Source organism: Streptomyces sp. NPDC050423, from assembly GCF_040655445.1.
GTDB lineage: Bacteria > Actinomycetota > Actinomycetes > Streptomycetales > Streptomycetaceae > Streptomyces.
The window spans coordinates 1-20,740 of sequence record NZ_JBFAJY010000018.1 but is presented as its reverse complement, the minus strand read 5'-3'; the positions used below and the strand labels follow the sequence as shown (position 1 = coordinate 20,740).

Genomic DNA, 20,740 nt, shown 5'->3' with positions numbered 1-20,740 from the left:
TTCAGCCGGCCCCGGCCGTCAGCTCGTCGTGCGCCTGGTCCAGCACGGCCCGCAGTTCCCTCGCGTCGGCGGCCACCGCGGTCACCAGCACGGCGGGGCCGGCGAGGCGGGTGAGCACGGCGGTCCGCCCCGAGCAGGTCGGAGGTGGTGACACCGGGACCGCCCTTGCGCGGGATGTCGTCACCGCCGGCCACGTCGATGATGAAGATCTGGGCGTCGACGAGCCCCTTGGAGAAGGTGGCCGTGAGGTTGTCGCCGCCGGACTCGACGAGGATGAGGTCGAGCGGCCCCACCGCGTCCTCCAGGTCCTCGACGGCTTCGAGGTTGGCGGATATGTCGTCGCGGATGGCGGTGTGCGGGCAGGCTCCGGTCTCCACGGCCTGGATCCGCTCGGGCGGCAGTACCGCGTTGCGCAGCAGGAACGCGGCGTCCTCACGGGTGTAGATGTCGTTGGTGACGACCGCGAGGGACAGCTCGTCGCGCAGGGTGCGGCAGAGTGCGGCCACGGTCGCGGTCTTGCCGGAGCCGACCGGCCCGCCGAGCCCGATGCGCAGGGCGCGCCGGGTGCCGTCGGGGCGTGCGGCGTCGGCACCGACCGCAGCCGGGCCGGGGTGGGAGTGGTCGAGGTGCAAGGTGCGGCTCCTGTGCTGTGTCGGGGCAACGGGCTGGGCTGCCGGCGAGTCCGGCGGGCTCTGCGGGCGGGGCTACGAGGCGAACAGCCGGCCCGGCCTGCCGGCGTGGGCCTCGGCGGTGATGTCGAGCAGCGGGGCCGATGCCGCGGGCAGTTCGTCGATGCTGCCGCGGGCGGCGGCGGCCGCCAGCCCGGCGACGTGGTCGAGGTCGGGGGCGAGCCGGGCGAGAACCGCGGTGGCGTCGAACGGGTTGAGGGAGAGCAGCCGGACGACCGCCGTGGCCGGCCCGCTCACCGCTTCGTAGGCGACGCAGTACGCGGCGTCCTCGGGGCCGAGCCCTGCCGAGCGGGCGGTGAGGCCCAGCACGACGGGCTGATGGACGCCGCGCGGGCGGGTCCGCGCGAGCGCGTCGAGTTCGCCGCTGGGCCAGGTCGCGCGGGCTGCCCGCATCAGCTGGCGGCCGAGCCTGCGCGCGACCGCGCGCAGCGCCGGTGAGGGGGTGCGGGCGTCGGCGGCTTCGTCGAGGGCGAGCGGGTCGTGCCCGTGGGCGGCCGCCGCGGCGAGCGCCGCGGCGGTCAGCCCGGTGGTGTGGAGGCGGCCCCGGCAGAAGTCGGCGAGGTCCTCCGCGTTGCGGACGCGTCCTGCTCCGACGGCCGGTTCGGCGCCTCCGGAGTGCGCGTGGCCGCCGGCGGGGAACCGGCCGTCGGCCAGGACGAGCAGGGCTGCACGGCTCATCAGGGGACCGTTCTCAGAAGAGGAAGTAGCGTTGGGCCATGGGGAGTTCGGCGGCGGGGTCCGGTTCGACCCGTTCGCCGTCGATGGTCACGGCGAAGCTGTCGGGGTCGATGTCGACCCGCGGCAGCGCGTCGTTCTCGCGCATGTCGGCCTTGCCGACCCCGCGGGTGCTGGTGATCGGGACGAACCGCTTCCCGAGTGCGAGCCGCTCGGGAAGCCCGTCCTCGATCGCCGCCGCCGCCACGAAGTTGAACGAGTTGGCGGCCGGTGCGCGGCCGACGGCGCCGAACATGGGCCGGGGCAGGACGGGCTGCGGGGTGGGTATGGAGGCGTTGGCGTCGCCCATCTGCGCGTATGCGATCTGGCCGCCCTTGATGACGGTCTGTGGTTTCACCCCGAAGAACGCCGGTTCCCACAGCACCAGATCGGCGAGCTTGCCCGTCTCGACGGAGCCGATCTCCTGATCGAGGCCCTGGGCCACCGCGGGGTTGATGGTGTATTTGGCGACATAGCGACGGACTCGTCGGTTGTCGGCACGCCCGTCGCCCGGCAGCGCCCCGCGACGCCTCTTCATGACGTGCGCGGTCTGCCAGGTGCGCAGGACGACCTCCCCGATGCGGCCCATGGCCTGCGAGTCGGACGAGATGATCGAGATGGCGCCGAGGTCGTGGAGGATGTCCTCCGCCGCGATGGTGGAGGGCCGGATCCGGGATTCGGCGAAGGCCAGGTCCTCCGGTACGGCCGGCTTGAGGTGATGGCAGACCATCAGCATGTCGAGGTGTTCCTCGATGGTGTTGACGGTGTGCGGCCGGGTCGGGTTGGTGGAGCTGGGCAGGACGTACGGCTCCGAGACGACACCGATGATGTCGGGAGCGTGCCCGCCGCCCGCCCCCTCGGTGTGGTACGCGTGGATGGAGCGCCCGGCGATGGCGGCCAGGGTGTCGGCGACGAACCCGGCCTCGTTGAGCGTGTCCGTGTGGATGGCCAGCTGGGCGCCGGTCTCCTCGCAGACGCCGAGGCAGGCGTCGATGACGGCCGGCGTCGCCCCCCAGTCCTCGTGGATCTTGAACCCGAGCGCGCCTGCCCGCAGTTGGGAGTGCATGGCGTCGCGGGACATCGTGCTGCCCTTGCCGAGCAGACCGATGTTGAGGGGGTACGCCTCCAGCGCCGCGAACATCCGGGCGAGGTGCCAGGGGCCCGGGGTGACGGTGGTGGCCTTGGTGCCCTCGGCCGGTCCCGTGCCGCCGCCGACGAGCGTGGTGACGCCGGCGGAGAGTGCCTGGTCCATGAGGGTCGGCGAGATGAAGTGCACATGAGCGTCGATGGCGCCCGCGGTGATGAACTTCCCGTTGCCCGCGATGATTTCGGTCTCCGGGCCGATGACCAGCTCCGGATGGACGCCGTCCATGGTGTCCGGGTTGCCGGCCTTGCCGATGCCGGTGATCCGGCCGTCACGGATGCCGATGTCCGCCTTGACGACGCCCCAGTGGTCAATGATGACGGCGCCGGTGATGACCGTGTCGGGGGCGCCCTCGGCGCGGGTGGTACGCGCCTGGCCCATGGACTCACGGATCACCTTGCCACCACCGAACACCGCCTCGTCGCCCGCGAGTCCGGGTCCGCCGCAGCGGTCCTCCTCGATCTCCACGAGCAGATCGGTGTCGGCGAGACGGATCCGGTCGCCGGTGGTGGGACCGAACAGGTCCGCGTACACGGCGCGATGGAGTTCAGCCATCGAGAGCACCTCCGGTCCCGCCGCGCAGGCCCGGGACGATCCGCCGTCCGGCCAGGGGGACGAGTTCGATGTCGACGGGTATGCCGGGCTCGAAGCGGACGGCGGTTCCGGCGGCGATGTTCAGCCGCAGACCGCGGGCTGCCGTCCGGTCGAACTCCAGGCCGGGGTTGGCCTCGGCGAAGTGGTAGTGCGAGCCGACCTGGACCGGCCGGTCGGCTGCGTTGAGCACGGTGAGGCGCGTGACGGTCCGGCCCGCGTTGAGCGGAACCGGCCCGTGCGCGTACAGGATCTCGCCCGGAGTCATCGGAGGCCCGTCAGACGATCGGGTCGTGGACGGTGACGAGCTTGGTGCCGTCCGGGAAGGTCGCCTCGACCTGCACGTCATGGATCATCCCGGCTATGCCGTCCATGACGTCGTCACGGCTGAGCACCTTGCGCCCGGATGCCATCAGTTCCGTGACCGTGCGGCCGTCGCGGGCACCCTCCATCAGATGGGAGGTGATGAGGGCCACCGCTTCCGGGTGGTTGAGCCGCAGTCCGCGGGCGCGGCGCTTCTCCGCCACATCAGCGGCTACGTGAATGAGCAGACGTTCCTGCTCGTGCGGGGTCAGTTGCACGTGTCCACCTCACAGTCGTCCGCCCAGTACCGGCCCTGGGCGCAGCGCGACACCATCCGCCTTCAACAGACTGTTGAAGGTCGAACCGGTGTCACACGGCGAGGTATTGCACGTTAGAGCCGAAGTTTTTCCGACGCGTTAACTGATCTTTTGCACGTCCATGGACATGAGCCCGCGCAGCCCGTCCTCCGGGGCCTCGGGGCCGGGGTCACCGAACATGGCCATCTGGACGATTAACCCCTGGGCGGTGGCGATCAGCGTGCGGTCGACCCGTCCGTCCGGCACATCGGCGACCGCCGCAAGCCCTCGACCAGAGGCTCCCCGTCGAACCCGAGCGCCACCCCGCACTGTCCGGCTGACACCCCGCGCACCGCCGCCTCCACGGGCCGGGGCGCACGGCCTTTCCGTGTCAGTTCCCCGGATCCCGCTGTCGCCGGTGTTCCGCGGCGATTCCGAAGCGGTGCCGTTCGCCGGGAGCGGACGGCGAAGAGCCGATCGAGGAGACCGAGCTGATCACCTGCTCCCGCTCCGCCGCCTCCTCGTCCTCAAGTCGCTCCAGGTCAGCGGCCGAGACGAACGCCACGAGCGGCTTACCGTGCCGCGTCACCACCACTCGCTCACCGCCGTAGACGACACGGTTGATCAGTTCGGCGAGCTCAGCTCGTGCTTGCGTCACCGGAATCTCGTAGGCCATGCTCCCCATCATAACCTTCTGTACGTCCTGTACATTTTTTACAGAAGCGTGCGTGGACGCCCACACTGCACCCGCGCGCCCCGGAGGAGAGGTCTTCGCCATGCACCGCCCCGCCGCCCGCTACGTACTACCCGAGTTCACCGAGCGCACGTCACAGGGGACCCGCACGCTCGACCCGTACTCCAAGCTGCTGGCCGAACGGGTCGTGTTCCTGGGCACTCCGGTCGACGACGTCGCGGCCAACGACCTGGTCGCCCAGTTCATGTACCTGGAGCACAACGATCCCGACCGGCCCATCCAGCTCTACATCAACTCCCCCGGCGGCTCGTTCGGAGCCATGACCGCCGTCTACGACACGATGGCGTTCCTCACCTGCGAGGTGGAGACCTTCTGCCTCGGCCAGGCGGGTGCCGCCGCGGCCGTACTGCTGGCCGCGGGAGCCCCCGGCCGGCGGCACGCGCTGCCCGGCGCACGGGTCGTACTGCAGCAGCCCGAGCTCGCCGAACCGGTACAGGGGCAGCCGTCCGACCTGGAGATCGAGGCCCGGGAACTGGCCAGGATGCGCGAGACGCTGACGGGCATGCTGGTCCGCCACACCGGCCGCCCCGCCGAGCAGGTCACCGCCGACACCGAGCGCGATCTCATCCTCGATGCCGAGGGCGCCAAGGCATACGGGCTGATCGACCACATCGTGCAGAGCCGGGGGCCCGCGCTGCCGCCGCCCGTCGCGCGGTGAATCGCCGATGCAGCCACCGGAGTTCCCGCCGCTGCCCGCCCTGACCCGCGCGGAGGGCGAGTTCATCGACCGTTATCTGCAAGTCATCGACCAGGTGGGGCGGATCAATCCGGCCCGCGCCGACGACACCTACCGGGCCCTGCGCGCCGCGCAGGCGCTCGCCTCGCACGCCGCGGCACTGCGGGACGCGCTCGCGTTGATGCATGAGCGGGGCGAAGCCCGGATCCACTCCGCCACGTTGGCGCGGGCACTACGGGTACTGGACGGCGAGCGTCGCGCCGGGCGGGTCACCGTGCCGCCGGCCCAGACGAGTTGATCAACTCCCTTGCGCCGACACGCCCGACGGGTGGACCGAATTATCTCGCTCGTTCGGCGTAGGTGATACCTCGCACGAGGGACAGCTCAACTTGCGCTTTCGAGGTGGACTATGGGTGAAATCTCCCCTTCCGCCGCTGGTACGGCAACGGCGGTGGAGGTCCACCGACTCCACGAATGGCCCACTGTCCACCCGAACAGGCCAGTCGTGACGAGCCTCACATATCACCGTTTCACCTCGGAAATCCGGCGTTCGGTGAGTCAAGATCCCTGGGACGACAAGCCCCCGCCACCGCGGCGGGGCGGTCCGGGCGGACGCCGAGTCCTGCCGCTGTCCGGATGCCTGGTCGACAGGAGTGGATCGGCAGGAGTGGAGGACCCGAGCACAACGGGCCGACCGGACCTCCGGTTGCCCCTCGGGGTGAAGCCGCCTTGTGCGGCCGGGCAACTTCGCCAGCCCGAACCCGACAGGTCATCCTTCACAGGCGGCTGACGAAGGGTTGCGCATGAGTGCGCAGGTTCATGTCCCGTCTCTGCTCGGCCGGGCCGCCACGGCCTCGGTCATGACTCTCGCCGCCGTCGGCGGCACGCTGTTCGTCCCAGGCGCCGTGACCGACGCCGAGGCCGCGACTCATTCGATGAAGGCGCTCAACATCGCCGCGTCGAAGAAGGGATCGCCGTACCGGTGGGGCGCCACCGGCCCCAGCCGTTTCGACTGTTCGGGGCTGACGCTGTACTCGTTCAAGAAGGCGGGCAAGAAGCTCCCGCGCACGGCCCAGCAGCAGTACAACAAGACCCGCCACATCTCTGCCTCGAAGCGGCAACGCGGCGATCTGGTCTTCTTCCACTCCGGCCGCAGCGTCTTCCACGTGGGCATCTACGCGGGCAGCGGCAAGATCTGGCACTCGCCGAAGACCGGCGCAGTGGTGCGGCTGGAGAAGATCTGGACGAAGAGTGTCTACTACGGGCGGGTCAGCTGACGCCGCCGCCCTGCCACCGGATCCGCACCTGAGATCAGTGCAGCAGGGTGCCGGTCACCAGCACCGCCCCGAGCGCGGTGAGTGCCGCGCCGCTGCCGCCCTCGATCGCACGGGCGGTGCGCGGCCGGCGCAGCCACCGGCCCAGGCGGTCCACCAGGAGCGCCACGGCCGGAAACCAGATCAGTGCGAGCAGCACGACGATCGCGGCGAGCAGCAGTGTCCTGGGCAGCGGCTCGGCCCCGGCGGGGACGAACTGCGGAAGCAGGCTGAGGAAGAGCACCGGCGCCTTGGGGTTCAGGGCGTTGGTCAGAAAGCCCTGGCGCAGTGCGCGTCGGGTCCCGATGTCGGCCTGCCCGTCATCCGGCCGGTCCACCGCGGTTTCGGCGGCGTGCGCCCGCCCGTCGTCGCGGCGCCGGGCGGAGCGCAGCGCGCTGACGCCCAGGTAGAGCACGTACGCCCCGCCGAGGAGCTGAACCGTACGGAACAGCACCGGCACCGCCACCAGCACGGCGGCCAGTCCGGCGACGGCGAGCGCGGTGTGGACGAGCAGGCCCCCGGCAACACCGAGCGCGGTCGCCACCCCCGCCGACCGCGAGGCGAGGGCGTTGCGTACGACGACGGTGAAATCCGCTCCGGGCAGCGCGACCATGGCGGCGGCGACTCCGAGGAAGGCGGTCAGTTGGGCGTCCATGGCTCCACACTGGACCCGAATGGCCTTTAGCATGTACTTGCAATCTCGTGGGTCTGCCAAAAGGAATGCTTAATGTACGACCCGACGCGGCTCGCGGCGCTGGTGGCGGTCTCCGAGGCCGGCTCCATCACCAGGGCCGCCGCCCGCCTGGGCTATACCGCCCCCGCGCTCTCCCAGCAGCTCGCCAAGCTGGAGCGGGAGGCCGGTGCCGCGCTGCTGGTCCGGCACCACCGGGGCGCCCGTCTCACCGCCGCGGGCGAGCTGCTCGCCGGCCGGGCCCGGCGGGTCCTGGACGAGATGGACCAGGCCCGACACGAGCTGGCCCGCCTGGCCGGGCTCTCCGGCGGGCGCCTGCGGGTCGGCACCTTCACCACGGCCGGCATCCATCTGCTGCCTCCCGTGCTGAGCGCCTTCCGCCGGGCGCACCCGGATGTGGAACTGGTCGTCACGGAGTACGAGCCGCCGGGCGGGGTTGCCGCGGTGGCGGCGGGCGAGGTCGATCTCGCGCTGACGCACGCGTACGAACCGGCCGCCGCGACGCCTCTGCCCACGGGCGTCAGTGCCGAGCCCCTGCTGGTCGAGGAACTGGTGCTGATCACCGCCGTCGGGCAGGTCCTGGCCGACGGCAGCGGGCGGCTTCCTGTGACGGACCTGGCGGGCCGGCCGCTGATCAGCAGCGCGCCCACGCATCCGCCGCGGCGCGGGGTGGAGAACGCGCTGGCCGAGGCGGGCGCTCTGCCCGCGGTGGTCTGCGAGTCGCCGGGCTACGCGCTGGTGTGCGCCCTGGTCAGCGCGGGCATCGGGATCGCGGTGGTTCCCGAGATGGTCGCGGCAATGTCACCGACGCCACTGTCCGTGCGGAGGCTGGAGCCCGCCGCGTTCCGCCGGACGATCTCGGTGGTGCACCGCGGTGACCGGTCGAGCGCCGCGGCGGCGACCCTGCGGGCCCTGTTGCGCAGCGGATTCGGCCGGGCCGCCGCGCCGCAGTGACCCGGGCCGCGGGGCACTGGTCCGGTCAGCCCTGGACGGGGACGTTCCAGGGGAGGGTGATCCAGACGGTCTTGCCGCCGTCGGCGGTGGGTGTGACGGTCAGCCGGCCGCCGTACTCCTTGGCCAAGGAGCGGATGATCACCATGCCGCGCCCGTTGTCCTGCTGGACGGCGGCGGGCAGCCGCTGGGGCCAGCGGGGGTGACTGTCCGTCACCCCGAGATACAGCTGCTCCTCGCGCTCCAGCCGTAGGTCCACGGTGAAGGTGGGCGACTGGCCGAACGTGTGCTGGACCGCGTTGGTCGCGAGCTCCGAGACGATCAGCCGGATGGTGTCCGCGGCCTCGTACCCGTCGGGCAGTCCCCATTCGGCCAGCACCCGGGCCACATACCTCCGGGCCGCGGAGACCGAGACCGGCTCGCTCGGCAGAGTGACGCTTGCCTCTTGATGGTCCGCCATGGCCGGCCGCCCCTTTCCCACCCGGAACCGACCCGCGATCGGTCCGTGCTGTGCTTCGCGCCAGATTGCCATTGATGCTGCCCTCTGTGACGACGATCCACCAAGATATGCATATATCTGTCGCTCAAAGCGGTGAACTCTTCGCTGGATGCCGTGCGGGAGCGGCACACTGTCCGCTCGGCAGCGAGTGGGAGGGAGGCACCACATGCAGCACGGCCCTGCGGTGCGACGCCGCAAGCTCGGGGAGGAGCTGCGGAGTCTGCGCCATACGTCCGGACTCACCAGCCGGGAAGCCGCGCAACTGCTCGGCTGGCACCAGTCGAAGGTGAGCCGGATCGAGACGGGTGTCAGTGGGGTGCGGCCGGCGGACGTCACCCGGCTGCTGGACGCGTACGCCGTGGACGACCGGCAGTTGCGGGAGGTTCTGAAGGCGCTCGCCGGTTCGGCGGGCGGTGGCGGCGCGGGCTGGTGGCATGCCTACCGCGGCCTCATCCCGTCCCAGTACCGCGACTTCATCAGCCTGGAGTCACAGGCGCGCACCGCCCGCACGCTGGAGACCTCGGTGGTGCCGGGCCTGTTGCAGACCGCCGACTACGCACGGGCGGTGACCCGGGCCTCGCTGGACGGGCTGCCGGCCGGCCAGCTGGACTCACTGGTGGAGGTGCGGCTCGCCCGGCAGGGGGTACTCCGGAGCGATCCGCCGCTGAGGCTGAGCGCGGTGCTCGACGAGGCGGTGCTGAGGCGCGCGGTCGGCGGCCGCCGGGTGATGAGGGAGCAATTGCGCCATCTCATCCGGCTGGCCCAACTTCCCCATGTGCAACTTCAGTTGCTGCCCTTCACGGTCGGCGGCTATGTCGGCCTCACCGGACCTTTCGTTATCTTCTCATTTCCGAGCACTTCTGATCTGGATGTGGTCGTTCTTGACCATTTGACGAGTAGCCTCTACCTGGAGCGGAAAGAAGACCTTGAGGCGTACAGCTCGGCCTTCCGCACTCTGCAGGCGCACGCGCTGTCGCCGGAGCACTCGTTGGACCTGATCGCCGCGATCGACCGCGCCGGTCAGTAACTACGGACTGCCCGAGGGGGGCGTCATGTCGGATTGCCTCGCACAGCACGCGTTACGTTGGCGGCGCAGCAGCCGCAGCACGGGAATGAACAATTGCGTGGAAGCCGCGCCGTTCGGCGGCAGGCGGCTGGCCGTGCGCGACTCAAAGGACGTGTCCAGGCCACCGCTCCAGTTCTCGGCCACGGCCTGGGCCTCCTTCGTCTCCGGTCTGAGCCTCGGCTCGGTCCGCTGACGGGGCGGCGGACCGGTCACGGCGCCGGACGACGGCCGTGCCGTCTCAGGCGTCCGGAGCGGTCCGCCGTACGGTCGCGACCGCGGTCGCGATCTGCTCGTCCGTCAGGTCGGCGCGTGCCGTCAGCCGCAGCCGGGAGATACCGTCCGGCACCGAGGGCGGCCGGAAGCACCCGACCGCCATACCGGCCGTACGGCAGTCGGCCGCCCAGCGGACCGCGGCGTCGGCCGACGGCGCGCGTACCGAGACCACGGCCGCGTCGGGCCGCACGGCGGTCAGACCGGCCGCGGTCAGCTGTCCGTACAGCGCGGTGGCCACCGCACGGGCCCGGCCCGCCCGTTCCGGTTCGCGGCGCAGCAGCCGCAGGCTGCCGAGTGCAGCGCCGGCGGCGGCGGGGGCGAGTCCGGTGTCGAAGATGAACGTACGCGCGGTGTTGACCAGGTGGTCGATGACACGGGCGGGGCCGAGGACCGCGCCGCCCTGGCTGCCCAGGGACTTGGAGAGGGTGAGCGTGGCGACGACGCCGTCGCCGCCCGCGAGGCCGGCGGCCGCGAGCGCGCCGCGACCGCCTTCCCCGAGCACCCCCAGACCGTGCGCGTCGTCGACGAGCAGTGCGGCGCCCTCGTCACGGCAGACCTCCGCCAGGGCGGCCAGCGGCGCGGCGTCGCCGTCGACGGAGAAGACCGAGTCGGTGACCGCCAGCGCCCTGCCGTCGTGCGCGTGCAGGGACTTGCGCACGGCGTCGGGGTCGGCGTGCGGCACGACGGCGGTCTCGGCCCGGGAGAGCCGGCAGCCGTCGACGATCGAGGCGTGATTGCCCGCGTCCGACACGATCAGGGAACCCCGTCCGGTGAGGGCGGTGAGGGCGGCGAGGTTGGCCGCGTAGCCGGAGGACAGCACGAGGGCCGCCTCGAAACCGCAGAAATCGGCCAGTTCCCGTTCGAGCTCGGCGTGCAGCACCGTGGAACCGGTGACCAGGCGGGATCCGGTGGCCCCCGCACCCCAGCGGTGCGCCGCGTCGGCCGCTGCCGCGGTCACCTCCGGGTGCCTGGTCAGGCCGAGGTAGTCGTTGCTCGCGAGATCCAGCAGTTCCGTCTCGGCGGGCCTGGGCCGGAGCGTCCGGACGAGTCCGGTGTCCGCACGGCGGCGCGCCTCGTCGTCGATCCAGTCGAACGGGGCGAACGGCATGGGCGGTCCCTTTTGTAGGCAACTCACAGACCTTAACCGGGGCCGAAGCCGGGCAGGGTGTGGCCATGCACACACCCTCACGCCTCTGTGTTGTCCGGTTCTTCCTTGGCTCGAAGGCGTGCCGTGCGTCAGGATCGTTGCCATGGACCTCCTGAACACGCTGGCGGACAAGGGACTGCGGCGCGAGCTGCCGACCCGTGAAGAAGCGCTCGCCGTACTGGCGACCCCGGACGACGATCTGCTCGACGTGGTGGCCGCGGCCGGAAAGGTACGCCGCCAGTGGTTCGGGCGGCGCGTGAAGCTGAACTATCTGGTCAATCTGAAGTCGGGGCTCTGCCCCGAGGACTGCTCGTACTGTTCGCAGCGGCTCGGTTCCAAGGCCGAGATCCTCAAGTACACCTGGCTGAAGCCCGACGAGGCGTCGAAGGCTGCCGCCGCCGGGGTGGCGGGCGGCGCCAAGCGCGTCTGCCTGGTGGCCAGCGGCCGGGGTCCGACCGACCGGGACGTCGACCGGGTGTCCCGGACCATCGAGGCGATCAAGGAACAGAACGAGGGCGTCGAGGTCTGCGCCTGCCTCGGTCTGCTCTCCGACGGGCAGGCCGGCCGGCTGCGGTCGGCCGGGGCCGACGCGTACAACCACAACCTCAACACGTCCGAGGGGACGTACGGGGAGATCACCACCACCCACACCTATGCGGACCGGGTGGAGACGGTCCACCAGGCACAGGCGGCAGGTCTCTCCGCGTGCTCGGGGCTGATCGCCGGAATGGGTGAGAGCGACTCCGATCTGGTCGACGTCGTGTTCGCGCTGCGCGAGCTGGACCCCGACTCGGTGCCGGTCAACTTCCTGATCCCGTTCGAGGGGACCCCGCTCGCCAAGGAGTGGAACCTGACTCCGCAGCGCTGCCTGCGAATCCTGGCGATGGTGCGGTTCGTCTGCCCGGATGTGGAAGTACGGCTCGCGGGCGGGCGTGAGGTGCATCTGCGCTCGATGCAGCCGCTCGCCCTGCACCTGGTCAACTCGATCTTCCTGGGCGACTATCTGACGAGCGAGGGCCAGGCCGGGCAGACCGACCTCGACATGATCGCGGACGCCGGTTTCGAGGTCGAGGGAGCGGGTACGACCACGCTCCCACGGCACCGCGCGGATGCGGGAGGCGGCTGCGGTTCGCACGCGGACGGGTGCGGTTCGCACTCCGGCGGCTGTGCACCCTGCGGCGACGGTCCGGAGGCGGAGGCCGCTCCCGCGGAACCCGTGGAGGCCTCGGCGGCACGCACGGATCTGGTGGCGGTCCGCCGTCGCGGCGCGGGGACGGATCTCGCACCCAATGCCTGAGCCGCTCTCCCCCGCGGATCTGCGCGCCCTGGACCGGGCCCACGTCTGGCACCCGTACGGCCCGATGCCGGGCCGGCAGGAGCCGCTGGTCGTGGAGTCCGCGTCCGGGGTACGGCTCCGGCTCGCCGAACCGGCCCATGGGCAGGACGAACTGGTCGACGGCATGTCGTCCTGGTGGTCGGCCGTGCATGGCTACAACCATCCGGTGCTCAACGAGGCGGCCCGCGGCCAGCTGGACCGGATGAGCCATGTGATGTTCGGCGGGCTCACCCATGAGCCCGCCGTACGGCTGGCGGCCCGGCTGGTCGAGATCACCCCGGAACCGTTGCAGCACGTCTTCCTCTCCGACTCCGGCTCGGTCTCGGTCGAGGTCGCCGTGAAGATGTGCCTGCAGTACTGGCGTTCGGCCGGCCGGCCCGCCAAGCAGCGGCTGCTGACCTGGCGCGGCGGGTACCACGGGGACACCTGGCAGCCCATGTCGGTGTGCGACCCCGAGGGCGGCATGCACGAGCTGTGGTCGGGGGCGCTGCCGCGACAGGTCTTCGCGGACGAGCCCCCGGCCGGTTTCGGCGCGGAGCCGGATGCCGCGTACGCGACACATCTGCGGGAACTGATCGCCCACCACGCCGACGAGCTTGCCGCGGTGATCGTGGAGCCGGTGGTGCAGGGGGCCGGCGGGATGCGGTTCCACTCGCCGGGCTACCTGCGCGTGCTGCGCGAGGCGTGCGACGCGCACGGCGTGCTGCTGGTGTTCGACGAGATCGCCACCGGATTCGGCCGTACGGGAAAGCTCTTCGCCGCGGAACACGCCGGGGTCTCACCCGATGTGATGTGTGTGGGCAAGGCCCTCACCGGCGGCTATCTCACGATGGCCGCGACGCTGTGCACGACCGAGGTGGCCGAGGGCATCTCGCGCGGCGAGGTCCCGGTGCTCGCCCACGGCCCCACCTTCATGGGCAATCCGCTCGCCTCGGCGGTCGCCTGCGCCTCCATCGACCTGCTCCTCGGCCAGGACTGGGAACAGGAGGTCAAGCGGATCGAAGCGGGTCTGCGCGACGGACTGTCCGCCGCGGCCGGACTGCCCGGGGTCCGGGACGTGCGGGTGCTCGGCGCCATCGGCGTCGTACAGCTCGATCACGAGGTGGACATGGCGGCCGCGACCCGGGCGGCGGTGCGCGAGGGCGTGTGGCTGCGGCCGTTCCGCGATCTCGTCTACACCATGCCGCCCTACGTGACCGGCGACGACGACGTGGCGCGGATCTGCCGCGCGGTGTGCGCGGCGGCGCGGGAGGGCTGAGATGAGCGTTCTGGTAGTGACGGGTACGGGTACGGAGATCGGCAAGACGATCGTGACCGCGGCCGTGGCGGCGGCCTCGGCGGGCCGCCGGGTGGCCGTGCTCAAACCGGCCCAGACGGGTCTGGCACCCGGCGAACCGGGCGACGCCGCCGAGGTCGTGCGGCTGGCCGGCGGCCATGTGACGGCCGTCGAACTGGCCCGTTTCCCCGAGCCGTTGGCGCCCGCCACGGCCGCCAGACTGGCCGGCCTCGCGCCGGTGCGCCCGTACGAGGTGGCAGAGGCGGCCGAGAAGCTGGCGGCCGAGCACGATCTCGTCCTGGTCGAGGGCGCGGGCGGGCTGCTCGTACGGTTCGACAACGACGGGAGCACCCTGGCGGACGCGGCCCGGCTGCTTTCGGCACCGGTCCTGGTGGTGGCGCCCGCCGGTCTCGGCACGCTCAACTCCACGGCCCTGACCACGGAGGCCCTGCGCGCCCGCGGACTCGACTGTCTCGGGGTGGTGGTCGGCAGCATGCCCGCCGAACCGGATCTGGCGGAGCGCTGTAATCTGACGGACCTCCCGGTGGCCGCGGGAGCGCCGCTGCTGGGCGTGGTCCCGGCGGGTGCGGGATCGCTGCGGCCCGCGGAGTTCCGTGCGCGCGCCGGGAGCTGGCTGGCCGCACCGTTGGGCGGGGTCCGTCCGCCGGGCTGACACGCTGAGCCGAGAGGCCGGTATGACACGTTGGGCTGAGAGGCCGGTATGACACGTTGGGCTGAGAGGCCGGGCCGAGAGCGCGTCAGGCCGCGTCATGCCGAGAGTTCTGTCATGGAGGAGGTCCGTCATGCGGTTGCGGAGCACGAGGAGTCCCGAGGACGCGGTGCACCATCCCGTCTTCGCCCGCTGCTACGCCCGGATGAGTGTGGCCGCGGAGACCACCGCGGGCCTCGCCGGGGTACGGGCGGAGCTGCTGTCCGGGCTCACGGGGCGGGTCATCGAGATCGGTGCGGGCAACGGTCTCAACTTCACCCACTACCCGTCGACGGTCTCCGAGGTGGTGGCGGTCGAACCGGAGCGCACGCTGCGGCAGCTGGCGGTACGGTCCGCGCTCGGCGCCGGAATTCCGGTGGATGTCGTGCCGGGTACGGCGGAGGCCCTGCCGGTGGGGGACGAGACGTTCGACGCCGCCGTCCTCTCCTTGGTGCTGTGCACAGTACGGGATGTGCGGCGGTCGCTCGCGGAGGTCCGGCGGGTCCTGCGACCGGGCGGTGAGCTGCGCTTCTTCGAACACGTGCGGGCCGACGACAGGGCCATGGCCGCCACGCAGCGAGTGCTGGACGCGACCTTGTGGCCGGTGCTCACCGGTGGCTGTCACACGTCACGTGACGCGCTGGCCGCGATCGAGGCGGCCGGATTCGTGGTGGGGACGCATCGGGGCATCCGCGTTCCCGAGGGCGGTGTCCGGCTTCCCACGTCCGCCTGTGTGCTGGGCGTGGCGCGGCGGCCCGGGGCGCAGCCGGAGGAGCCGGGGCCGAGCGTGGCCCGCTGACCGCGCACGGTCGACCGGCGCCGCGTCCGTACCGGGTCACGGGAGGCGCGGTCGGGAGGTGCGGTCACCTGCTCACAGGCTCCACTGGCGGAGTTCGTCGGCGATGGCGCGGACGTCCGCCTTGCCCTCCTTGACCAGCAGCGCCAGGTCGCGCACCTGCTCGGGGGAGGTGATGACCTTGAGCCCCGACGCGACGAGATAGCCGTAGGCCACGGCTGAGGCGAACATCGCGTTGGACCGTTCCAGCGCGGGTACGTGCAACAGCAACTGCAGCAGCGACGCGGCCCGGGAGTGCGGGTCGCTGTAGACGGCGCTGCCGAAGATCTCCGCCTCGTGCCGGGCGACGGCGGCGACGAGTGCGCCCCAGTCGGTGACCTGGGGGTCGCCGGGCGTCTTGTGCTCCGCGACCATGAGCAGCCAGGAAAGCTGGATCCGGAGGTTCAACGGGTGCCTTTGCGCTCCGGGCCGAACTCCTCGGCGAACACCGATTCGTACTGCTTCATGAAGTCGGCGGCTGCTTCGACGAAGGTGTGTCCGACCTCGCCGGCATCCTGTTTGACGAGCTCCTCTATGTAACGGTTCACGCTCATCCCCCTCTGGAGCGCGCGCTGCCGCGCGGCCTCGGCGGTCGCCTCGTCCACTCGAACGTTCAGCTGGGTCTTGGGCACCCCATCACGCTAGCGCGGGATCGCTAGCATCGGCAAGGGGAGCCGGCGCAGACGCCCCGTCCCCCGGACCGAAGCCGGATCGCCCTCGGCGGGGCCCGGCCCAGGGGGCGTGTCCCGGCCCGCCAGGCGCATCTCCGCAGGCTGCCGGACTCGTCAACGCCGGCCGGCGCGGACCCATCCCCGCAGGCCCGCCGGGCGCAGGCGTCGACGCCCTCGCGCGCCTACGGTCGAAAGATGACCGACGGATACCCCACCCGATCACCCCCTCGTCCGAACAAGTAGTCATAATTCCGGGTCAGGCAGGCACGTCAGCGCGGTCGGACAAGTCCGGCGTCGAATGCGTGCCAACCGTCCAGATCCCGCGACGACTCATGGAGTGCACATTGAGTACGACGTTCCGTTCTCGTATCACCGCCAGGTTCGGTCGCAGCTACCTGGCCAGGATTCAGAAGCACGGAATCGGGTCCTCCACGATCAGGCTGCTGCCCGAGGATCTGCTGATGTTGCTGCGCAGGGACGGCCTGGATCCGGTCCGGCAACTGGCCGGTACCCGGGCGGACGCTCCGGTGTCCAAGGTCTCGCTGCCGTTCGGCATGGACGCCTGGGTGGTCACCGGGTACGAGGAATCGAAGGCAGTATTGGGATCTGCCGAAGGATTCAGCACGGACTTCGCCCACCTGGCAACGAATGCCGGAATCGCCGCCGCGCAGAGCCCTGGCGGACTCGGGTTCAGCGATCCGCCCGTGCACACGCGGCTGCGCCGCATCCTCACCCCTGAGTTCACGATGCGCCGCCTCCGCCGCCTGGCTCCCAGGATCGACGCCATCGTCGAGGAGCGCCTCGACGCGATGGAGGCCGTGCGGGGCCCGGTCGACCTGGTGCACGAGTTCGCGCTGCCCATCCCCTCCCTCACCATCTGCGAACTGCTCGGCGTGCCGTACAAGGACCGCGACGACTTCCAGCAGCTGGCCATGGACCGCTTCGACCTCTTCGAAGGAACGACCGCCCCCTTCGGCGCCATGTCCGCATCACTGGACTACTTCAGGGAGGTCGTCAGGGCGCAACGGGCGAAGCCTGGCGACGGCCTGCTCGGCATGATCGTGCGGGAGCACGGCGACAGCGTCGACGACGAGGAACTCGCCGGCCTCGCCGACGGCGTACTCACCGGCGGGTTCGAGACGACGGCCAGCACGATCGCGCTCGGCTCCCTCGTACTGCTCCAGAACGAGGATGTCCTTACCCGGCTGCGTACGGACGACACCATGACCGTGCCGTTCGTCGAAGAGGTGCTGCGCTACCTCTCCGCCGTACAGATCGCCTTCCCCCGGTTCGCCCGGCAGGACATCGAGATAGCCGGGGTCGTCATTCCGCGCGGGGACATGGTGCTCTGCTCCCTGAGCGGCGCCAACCGGGACGAGTCGTACGTCCTGGACGACGGCGGGTTCGACCCGCACCGCGCCACCCCCGCGGGGCATCTCGCCTTCGGCCACGGCATCCACCGCTGTATCGGCGCCGAACTGGCACGGATGGAACTGCGCTCGGCGTATCCGGCTATGGCCCGGCGGTTTCCCGGTATGCGGCTCGCCGCGCCACCGGAGGATCTCGCGTTCCGCAAGCTGTCGATCGTGTACGGCATCGAGTCGCTGCCGGTGCACCTGCGCTGAGGCCGGTGCGGGGCCCGCCCGCGGCGCGTGATCGGGTGGGAATTCGTTCGACGTGCGGAGCGGCGTTCTGCTTGGCTCACCCGATGAGTGATCTCCACATACGTTGCGCCGCCGCCACGGACATCGACGCCGTGCTGCGCTTCTGGCGTGCGGCGGCAGAAGGCACGAGCATCAGCGACGACCGCGACGGGGTGGGACGACTCGTCGCACGCGACCCCGAAGCCCTGCTCCTCGCGGAGCGTGACGGAGTGCTGGTCGGAACCGTCATCGCCGGTTTCGACGGGTGGCGGTGCTCCGCCTACCGGCTGGCCGTGGCCCCCGACTACCGTCGGCAAGGCATCGCCACCACTCTGATGGAAGCGGCGGAACAGCGGTTCGCCGCACTCGGCGGCCGACGCGTCGACGCCATGGTCCTGGAGGCCAACGAGCGCGCGCACCGTGCCTGGGGCGCGGCCGGCTACCACCGCGAGGACCACTGGCGACGCTGGGTGAAACGCCTGCGGGGATGAGGGCCGAGGGCTGCTCACGCGCGGGATCCGTCGGCGCGACTCCAGCTTCCACAAGCAACTTTGCCGATCCTTTACTATGGGTGCTCCTCTGTCGATCCTTACGAAAGGTGTGAGCGTCCGCCCATGGGCGAGCCTCCCAGCAGCCGACATCGCCGATACCGAGCGATCCCCCTGTCCCTGCCCGATCATGGGACGGAGGTGAACCGATGATCGAAGTGCTTCTGCTGCTCGTGGCGGTACTGCTCTCCCTTGCCTGCGGCGCCTTCGTCGCGGCGGAGTTCTCCCTGACCACGGTCGAACGCGGCCAGCTCGAACAGGCCGTGGAGCAGGGTGAACGTGGCGCATCGAGCGCCATGAAGGCGGTACGCAGCCTCACCTTCCAGCTCTCCGGGGCCCAGCTGGGCATCACCGTCACCAATCTGGTGGTCGGCATGCTCTCCGAATCCTCGATCGCGAAACTGATCCGTGGACCGATCGAGGCCGTCGGGCTGTCGGCCGGCGTGTCGTCGTCCGTGGCACTCGTCATCGGTACGGCCCTGTCCACCGTGTTCCTGATGGTCGTCGGCGAGCTCGTCCCGAAGAACTGGGCGATCTCCTCGCCGCTGGCGGTCGCGAAGGCCGTGGCCACTCCGCAGCGCGTCTTCACCGCCCTCTTCCGGCCCTTCATCAGCCACCTCAACAACACGGCCAACCGGATCGTGCGCCGTTTCGGGCTCGAACCCGCCGAGGAGCTGGCGACGGCTCGCAGCCCTCAGGAGCTGGTGGCACTGGCCCGGCACTCCGCAAAAGCCGGTGCCCTGGAGGCGGACACCGCCGAACTCTTCGTCCGAACCCTCAATCTGTCGGCGCTCACCGCGGAGAACGTGATGACTCCGCGGGTCCAGGTCACCGCACTGGATGTGCGGGCCACGGCGGAGGACGTCGCCAACGCCACCCGGGCGACCGGACTGTCCCGGTTCCCCGTGTACCGGGGCAGCCTCGACACCGTGGTCGGCGTCGCCCACATCAAGGACGTGCTGGCGATCCCCGCCGAGCAGCGGCCCCGTAAGCGGGTCGCCGACATGCTGCGCGAGCCACTGCTCGTACCGGAGACGCTGACCGTGGACCGGTTGCTGGACCGGCTCTCCGGCAAGCTCGCCATGGCGGTCGTCATCGATGAGTACGGCGGCACGGCCGGGGTCGTGACACTGGAGGACATCGTCGAGGAGGTGGTGGGCGAGGTGCGGGACGAGCACGACCCGCACGAGACGCCGGACCTCGCACCGGCCGGCGAGGACGCCGACGGACGCACCCTGTGGTCGGCCGACGGTGCTGCCCGGACCGACCAGTTGGAGAGGATCGGACTGAGAGTGCCGGACGGACCGTACGAGACCCTTGCCGGGCTGATCGCCTCGGAAGTGGGCCGGATCCCCGCCGTGGGTGATTCGGTCGAGCTCGCCGGCTGGCGGCTCGACGTCGTGGACGCCTCCGGGCGCCGCGCCGCGCGGGCGCTGCTGCACGCGCCGCTGCCCGGCTCCGACGAGCCGTCGGAGGACGAACGATGACCGCCGTACAGCTCTTCATCGGCCTCATGACGCTGGTCGTGAACGCCTTCTTCGTCGGTGCGGAGTTCGCCCTCATCTCCGTACGGCGCAGTCAGATCGAGCCGCAGGCGGAGGAGGGGAACCGGCGCGCCCGCAGTGTCATCTGGGGCCTGGAGCACGTCTCCGCGCTGCTCGCCGCGGCGCAGCTGGGCATCACCCTCTGCACCCTGATCCTCGGTATCGTCGCGGAACCCGCCATCGCCCATCTGCTGGAGCCGGTCTTCGATGCCGTGGGCATGCCGCACGGACTGGTCCATCCGATCTCGTTCGTGATCGCACTGTCCGTGGCGACGTATCTGCACATGCTGCTGGGCGAGATGGTGCCCAAGAACATCGCGCTCGCCGAGCCCGTGCGGACCGCGCTGCTGCTGGGTCCGCCGCTGGTGGCACTGGCCCGAGCACTGCGTCCGGTGATCTTCGCGATCAACGCCTTCGCCAACGCGCTGCTGAAACTCCTGCGGGTGGAGACGAAGGACGAGGTCTCGGCCACCTTCTCGGACGACGAGCTGGCCCGCCTGGTCAAGGATGCCGGGGATGCGGGACTGGTCGACGACCGGGCGGCGGAGCGCCTGCACCACGCGCTGGAGCTGGGCCGCCGCCCAGTACGCGATGTGGTGCTGCCGGTGGACCGGGTGATGTACACGAGGGTCGGTACGACCCCCGAGGAGTTGGAGCGGCTCTCGTCCGAGACCGGGTTCTCACGTTTCCCGGTGATGGACAGCGAACAGCGGATCCTGGGCTATCTCCATGTGAAGGACGCCCTTGATGTCACACCCCGCGATGTGCCGTTCCCGGTGACGGCGATGCGGCCGATCGCCCGGGTGCGGGCGTCCACGCCTCTCGACGACGTACTGACCGCGCTGCGGCGCAGCCGTACGCACCTTGCGGCGGTCGTCGACGAGGACGACCGGCTGGCGGGAATGGTGACGATGGAGGACGTGCTCCGGGAACTGGTGGGACGAGCGCAGTCCCGCTGATCCCTGAGGGGCGGGGCAGGCCGGGTCTGGGAGCTGGGTATGGGTACAGGCCCTGGCTCGGGGCCGCCACTCCCGGTCCTGCCCCGGGCCCGGGGCAGGACCGGGAGTGGCG

The 20,740-nt window shown here is 70.9% G+C and carries 25 protein-coding genes, 2 pseudogenes and 1 riboswitch; of the genes and pseudogenes, 14 read left to right on the top strand and 13 right to left on the bottom strand.

Annotation, left to right across the window (positions count from 1 at the left end):
* Position 1: 1 nt before the first annotated feature.
* From AB0I52_RS15710 to AB0I52_RS15675, 8 genes and pseudogenes are all read right to left on the bottom strand, one after another.
* Positions 2 to 154 carry a hypothetical protein gene (locus tag AB0I52_RS15710; protein ID WP_363072983.1) on the bottom strand — a complete coding sequence of 51 codons (153 nt, stop codon included), beginning with the start codon at positions 152 to 154 and terminating at the stop codon, positions 2 to 4.
* A pseudogene (gene ureG, locus AB0I52_RS15705) lies at positions 132 to 632 on the bottom strand (urease accessory protein UreG); the annotation flags it as partial. The gene AB0I52_RS15710 and the pseudogene ureG, both read right to left, overlap by 23 nt.
* Positions 633 to 704: 72 nt before the next feature.
* Complete coding sequence (locus AB0I52_RS15700; RefSeq protein WP_363072797.1) at positions 705 to 1,367, bottom strand: urease accessory UreF family protein; 663 nt, start codon at positions 1,365 to 1,367, stop codon at positions 705 to 707.
* Between the two features lie 13 nt (positions 1,368 to 1,380).
* Entirely contained in the window at positions 1,381 to 3,102 is a 1,722-nt protein-coding gene (locus AB0I52_RS15695; protein ID WP_363072795.1) for an urease subunit alpha, read from the bottom strand.
* Complete coding sequence (locus AB0I52_RS15690; RefSeq protein ID WP_363072793.1) at positions 3,095 to 3,406, bottom strand: urease subunit beta; 312 nt, start codon at positions 3,404 to 3,406, stop codon at positions 3,095 to 3,097. The genes AB0I52_RS15695 and AB0I52_RS15690 overlap by 8 nt, the downstream gene beginning before the upstream one ends.
* A gap of 10 nt (positions 3,407 to 3,416) precedes the next feature.
* Positions 3,417 to 3,719, bottom strand: a complete 303-nt coding sequence (locus tag AB0I52_RS15685) for an urease subunit gamma (protein WP_363072791.1) — start codon at positions 3,717 to 3,719, stop codon at positions 3,417 to 3,419.
* 138 nt (positions 3,720 to 3,857) lie between these two features.
* A pseudogene (locus AB0I52_RS15680) lies at positions 3,858 to 4,010 on the bottom strand (TetR/AcrR family transcriptional regulator); the annotation flags it as partial.
* 118 nt (positions 4,011 to 4,128) lie between these two features.
* Positions 4,129 to 4,413, bottom strand: a complete 285-nt coding sequence (locus tag AB0I52_RS15675) for a type II toxin-antitoxin system Phd/YefM family antitoxin (RefSeq protein WP_363072789.1) — start codon at positions 4,411 to 4,413, stop codon at positions 4,129 to 4,131.
* A 100-nt stretch (positions 4,414 to 4,513) separates the two neighbouring features.
* Between AB0I52_RS15675 and AB0I52_RS15670 the strand changes: the two genes are divergently transcribed.
* The 3 genes from AB0I52_RS15670 to AB0I52_RS15660 all read left to right on the top strand — a co-directional run bounded on the left by AB0I52_RS15670 (position 4,514) and on the right by AB0I52_RS15660 (position 6,444).
* Positions 4,514 to 5,149: an ATP-dependent Clp protease proteolytic subunit gene (locus tag AB0I52_RS15670; protein WP_363072967.1), complete on the top strand. Its 636-nt coding sequence runs from the start codon at positions 4,514 to 4,516 to the stop codon at positions 5,147 to 5,149.
* A gap of 7 nt (positions 5,150 to 5,156) precedes the next feature.
* Positions 5,157 to 5,465 carry a hypothetical protein gene (locus AB0I52_RS15665; protein ID WP_363072787.1) on the top strand — a complete coding sequence of 103 codons (309 nt, stop codon included), beginning with the start codon at positions 5,157 to 5,159 and terminating at the stop codon, positions 5,463 to 5,465.
* Between the two features lie 305 nt (positions 5,466 to 5,770).
* Positions 5,771 to 5,967, top strand: a riboswitch (cyclic di-AMP (ydaO/yuaA leader).
* 3 nt (positions 5,968 to 5,970) lie between these two features.
* Positions 5,971 to 6,444, top strand: a complete 474-nt coding sequence (locus AB0I52_RS15660) for a C40 family peptidase (protein WP_363072785.1) — start codon at positions 5,971 to 5,973, stop codon at positions 6,442 to 6,444.
* A gap of 34 nt (positions 6,445 to 6,478) precedes the next feature.
* On the opposite strand, the gene AB0I52_RS15655 is transcribed toward AB0I52_RS15660, so the two are convergent.
* Entirely contained in the window at positions 6,479 to 7,135 is a 657-nt protein-coding gene (locus tag AB0I52_RS15655; protein WP_363072783.1) for a LysE family translocator, read from the bottom strand.
* A gap of 72 nt (positions 7,136 to 7,207) precedes the next feature.
* Here AB0I52_RS15655 and AB0I52_RS15650 point away from each other — a divergent pair, with 72 nt between their 5' ends.
* Positions 7,208 to 8,125: a LysR family transcriptional regulator gene (locus AB0I52_RS15650; RefSeq protein ID WP_363072781.1), complete on the top strand. Its 918-nt coding sequence runs from the start codon at positions 7,208 to 7,210 to the stop codon at positions 8,123 to 8,125.
* Between the two features lie 25 nt (positions 8,126 to 8,150).
* On the opposite strand, the gene AB0I52_RS15645 is transcribed toward AB0I52_RS15650, so the two are convergent.
* A complete protein-coding gene (locus AB0I52_RS15645; RefSeq protein ID WP_363072779.1) occupies positions 8,151 to 8,582 on the bottom strand; it encodes an ATP-binding protein in 432 nt (143 codons plus the stop codon).
* Positions 8,583 to 8,787: 205 nt separating this feature from the next.
* On the opposite strand from AB0I52_RS15645, the gene AB0I52_RS15640 reads away from it, so the two are divergent.
* Positions 8,788 to 9,648 (top strand): helix-turn-helix transcriptional regulator, encoded by an 861-nt coding sequence (locus tag AB0I52_RS15640; protein WP_363072777.1) that lies wholly within the window; start codon positions 8,788 to 8,790, stop codon positions 9,646 to 9,648.
* Between the two features lie 25 nt (positions 9,649 to 9,673).
* Positions 9,674 to 9,880 (top strand): DUF397 domain-containing protein, encoded by a 207-nt coding sequence (locus AB0I52_RS15635; protein WP_363072775.1) that lies wholly within the window; start codon positions 9,674 to 9,676, stop codon positions 9,878 to 9,880.
* Positions 9,881 to 9,925: 45 nt separating this feature from the next.
* Here AB0I52_RS15635 and AB0I52_RS15630 read toward each other — a convergent pair whose 3' ends face one another.
* Entirely contained in the window at positions 9,926 to 11,068 is a 1,143-nt protein-coding gene (locus AB0I52_RS15630; protein WP_363072773.1) for an 8-amino-7-oxononanoate synthase, read from the bottom strand.
* A 142-nt stretch (positions 11,069 to 11,210) separates the two neighbouring features.
* Between AB0I52_RS15630 and bioB the strand changes: the two genes are divergently transcribed.
* The 4 genes from bioB (at position 11,211) to AB0I52_RS15610 (ending at position 15,227) form a co-directional block, all read left to right on the top strand.
* The gene (gene bioB / locus AB0I52_RS15625) at positions 11,211 to 12,404 is read left to right on the top strand and encodes a biotin synthase BioB (protein ID WP_363072771.1); all 1,194 of its coding nucleotides are present in this window, start codon (positions 11,211 to 11,213) and stop codon (positions 12,402 to 12,404) included.
* Positions 12,397 to 13,701 (top strand): adenosylmethionine--8-amino-7-oxononanoate transaminase, encoded by a 1,305-nt coding sequence (locus AB0I52_RS15620; RefSeq protein WP_363072769.1) that lies wholly within the window; start codon positions 12,397 to 12,399, stop codon positions 13,699 to 13,701. Before bioB ends, AB0I52_RS15620 begins: the two co-directional genes overlap by 8 nt.
* Before the next feature lies 1 nt (position 13,702).
* Positions 13,703 to 14,392 carry a dethiobiotin synthase gene (gene bioD / locus AB0I52_RS15615; RefSeq protein ID WP_363072767.1) on the top strand — a complete coding sequence of 230 codons (690 nt, stop codon included), beginning with the start codon at positions 13,703 to 13,705 and terminating at the stop codon, positions 14,390 to 14,392.
* 130 nt (positions 14,393 to 14,522) lie between these two features.
* A complete protein-coding gene (locus tag AB0I52_RS15610) occupies positions 14,523 to 15,227 on the top strand; it encodes a class I SAM-dependent methyltransferase (protein WP_363072765.1) in 705 nt (234 codons plus the stop codon).
* Positions 15,228 to 15,299: 72 nt separating this feature from the next.
* On the opposite strand, the gene AB0I52_RS15605 is transcribed toward AB0I52_RS15610, so the two are convergent.
* Together AB0I52_RS15605 and AB0I52_RS15600 are read right to left on the bottom strand one after the other, a co-directional pair.
* Entirely contained in the window at positions 15,300 to 15,671 is a 372-nt protein-coding gene (locus AB0I52_RS15605) for a fic family toxin-antitoxin system, toxin component (RefSeq protein WP_363072763.1), read from the bottom strand.
* Positions 15,668 to 15,895: a hypothetical protein gene (locus AB0I52_RS15600; RefSeq protein WP_030921856.1), complete on the bottom strand. Its 228-nt coding sequence runs from the start codon at positions 15,893 to 15,895 to the stop codon at positions 15,668 to 15,670. The genes AB0I52_RS15605 and AB0I52_RS15600 overlap by 4 nt, the downstream gene beginning before the upstream one ends.
* A gap of 383 nt (positions 15,896 to 16,278) precedes the next feature.
* On the opposite strand from AB0I52_RS15600, the gene AB0I52_RS15595 reads away from it, so the two are divergent.
* From AB0I52_RS15595 to AB0I52_RS15580, 4 genes are all read left to right on the top strand, one after another.
* Complete coding sequence (locus tag AB0I52_RS15595; RefSeq protein WP_363072761.1) at positions 16,279 to 17,559, top strand: cytochrome P450; 1,281 nt, start codon at positions 16,279 to 16,281, stop codon at positions 17,557 to 17,559.
* An 83-nt stretch (positions 17,560 to 17,642) separates the two neighbouring features.
* Positions 17,643 to 18,068, top strand: a complete 426-nt coding sequence (locus AB0I52_RS15590; protein WP_363072759.1) for a GNAT family N-acetyltransferase — start codon at positions 17,643 to 17,645, stop codon at positions 18,066 to 18,068.
* Positions 18,069 to 18,274: 206 nt separating this feature from the next.
* On the top strand, positions 18,275 to 19,612 hold the full coding sequence (locus AB0I52_RS15585) for a hemolysin family protein (RefSeq protein ID WP_363072757.1): 1,338 nt from the start codon (positions 18,275 to 18,277) through the stop codon (positions 19,610 to 19,612).
* Entirely contained in the window at positions 19,609 to 20,628 is a 1,020-nt protein-coding gene (locus tag AB0I52_RS15580; RefSeq protein WP_363072755.1) for a hemolysin family protein, read from the top strand. The genes AB0I52_RS15585 and AB0I52_RS15580 overlap by 4 nt, the downstream gene beginning before the upstream one ends.
* The last annotated feature ends 112 nt before the right edge of the window (positions 20,629 to 20,740 follow it).

Coding starts and splice junctions, on each gene's coding strand:
- AB0I52_RS15700 (WP_363072797.1), bottom strand. CDS start 1,367: ATGAGCCGTGCAGCCCTGCTCGTCCTGGCCGACGGCCGGTTCCCCGCC.
- AB0I52_RS15695 (WP_363072795.1), bottom strand. CDS start 3,102: ATGGCTGAACTCCATCGCGCCGTGTACGCGGACCTGTTCGGTCCCACC.
- AB0I52_RS15690 (WP_363072793.1), bottom strand. CDS start 3,406: ATGACTCCGGGCGAGATCCTGTACGCGCACGGGCCGGTTCCGCTCAAC.
- AB0I52_RS15675 (WP_363072789.1), bottom strand. CDS start 4,413: ATGGCCTACGAGATTCCGGTGACGCAAGCACGAGCTGAGCTCGCCGAA.
- AB0I52_RS15670 (WP_363072967.1), top strand. CDS start 4,514: ATGCACCGCCCCGCCGCCCGCTACGTACTACCCGAGTTCACCGAGCGC.
- AB0I52_RS15665 (WP_363072787.1), top strand. CDS start 5,157: ATGCAGCCACCGGAGTTCCCGCCGCTGCCCGCCCTGACCCGCGCGGAG.
- AB0I52_RS15660 (WP_363072785.1), top strand. CDS start 5,971: ATGAGTGCGCAGGTTCATGTCCCGTCTCTGCTCGGCCGGGCCGCCACG.
- AB0I52_RS15655 (WP_363072783.1), bottom strand. CDS start 7,135: ATGGACGCCCAACTGACCGCCTTCCTCGGAGTCGCCGCCGCCATGGTC.
- AB0I52_RS15650 (WP_363072781.1), top strand. CDS start 7,208: ATGTACGACCCGACGCGGCTCGCGGCGCTGGTGGCGGTCTCCGAGGCC.
- AB0I52_RS15645 (WP_363072779.1), bottom strand. CDS start 8,582: ATGGCGGACCATCAAGAGGCAAGCGTCACTCTGCCGAGCGAGCCGGTC.
- AB0I52_RS15640 (WP_363072777.1), top strand. CDS start 8,788: ATGCAGCACGGCCCTGCGGTGCGACGCCGCAAGCTCGGGGAGGAGCTG.
- AB0I52_RS15635 (WP_363072775.1), top strand. CDS start 9,674: ATGTCGGATTGCCTCGCACAGCACGCGTTACGTTGGCGGCGCAGCAGC.
- AB0I52_RS15630 (WP_363072773.1), bottom strand. CDS start 11,068: ATGCCGTTCGCCCCGTTCGACTGGATCGACGACGAGGCGCGCCGCCGT.
- bioB (WP_363072771.1), top strand. CDS start 11,211: ATGGACCTCCTGAACACGCTGGCGGACAAGGGACTGCGGCGCGAGCTG.
- AB0I52_RS15620 (WP_363072769.1), top strand. CDS start 12,397: ATGCCTGAGCCGCTCTCCCCCGCGGATCTGCGCGCCCTGGACCGGGCC.
- bioD (WP_363072767.1), top strand. CDS start 13,703: ATGAGCGTTCTGGTAGTGACGGGTACGGGTACGGAGATCGGCAAGACG.
- AB0I52_RS15610 (WP_363072765.1), top strand. CDS start 14,523: ATGCGGTTGCGGAGCACGAGGAGTCCCGAGGACGCGGTGCACCATCCC.
- AB0I52_RS15590 (WP_363072759.1), top strand. CDS start 17,643: ATGAGTGATCTCCACATACGTTGCGCCGCCGCCACGGACATCGACGCC.
- AB0I52_RS15585 (WP_363072757.1), top strand. CDS start 18,275: ATGATCGAAGTGCTTCTGCTGCTCGTGGCGGTACTGCTCTCCCTTGCC.
- AB0I52_RS15580 (WP_363072755.1), top strand. CDS start 19,609: ATGACCGCCGTACAGCTCTTCATCGGCCTCATGACGCTGGTCGTGAAC.